Source organism: Mycobacterium sp. 852002-51152_SCH6134967 (assembly GCF_001667105.1).
GTDB lineage: Bacteria > Actinomycetota > Actinomycetes > Mycobacteriales > Mycobacteriaceae > Mycobacterium > Mycobacterium neumannii_A.
Genome location: NZ_LZIK01000018.1, coordinates 1 through 870 on the forward strand (window position 1 = coordinate 1; position 870 = coordinate 870).

The following is an 870-nucleotide window of genomic DNA, read 5'->3' on the forward strand; positions in this document are numbered from 1 at the left end:
GACAGGTTGAAGTTGCCGTTGGAACCGTAGACGGCCAGGGATACCAGCAGGGTGACCGACACGACGATCACCAGCGAGGTGCGCACCGCGTTACCGACCGCAACCCCCACACCCGATGGGCCACCTGAGGCGAAGTAGCCGAAATAGGTGTGTACCAACAGGATCGTGATGGCCATCAGCACCGCCTGCAGGAATGACCACAACAGGTCGATCGGATTCAAGAACGTGTCGAAATAGTGGTCGTACAAGCCGCCGGACTGGCCGAACAACACCACGGTGGTGAACTGGCTGGCAACAAACGACAAGATCACCGCGATCGAATACAACGGGGTGATCGCCACCATCCCCGCGATCAGCCGGGTCGACACCAGATACTCGATCGGCCGGATCGCCATCGACTCCAGCGCGTCGATCTCCTCGTTGATGCGCATCGCGCCCAACTGCGCGGTCACGCCCGCCCCGAACGTGGCCGCCAACCCGATACCGGCCACCGTCGGAGCCGCGATGCGCACGTTGATGAACGCAGCCAAAAACCCTGTCAGCGCCTCGATACCGATATCGCCCAACGACGAATACCCCTGCACCGCAAGCGTGCCGCCGGCAGCCAGCGTCAAAAACCCCACGATGGCGACCGTGCCGCCGATCATCGCCAACGTGCCCGCACCCATCGAGATCTCGGCGATCAACCGCACGATCTCCTTGCGGAAATGCACCGACGCGTGCGGCACCCCCGCCAGAGCACGCAGATAAAACAACATGTGATCGCCGATGCGACCCAGAAAGTCGACCGGCTTGCGCGCCCCCCGAGTCAGGCGCGGATAGGTGCTGCGCAGAACTTGTACGGTTCCCATCGATAGCTCCCGATCAGCC

The 870-nt window shown here is 62.4% G+C and carries 1 protein-coding gene; it reads right to left on the reverse strand.

Annotated elements, in window-relative coordinates; all coding sequences use genetic code 11:
• Positions 1-851 (reverse strand): ABC transporter permease (locus A5790_RS05950; protein ID WP_066841861.1); only part of this gene is annotated, 851 nt, incomplete at its 3' end.
• Positions 852-870 lie beyond the last annotated feature (19 nt).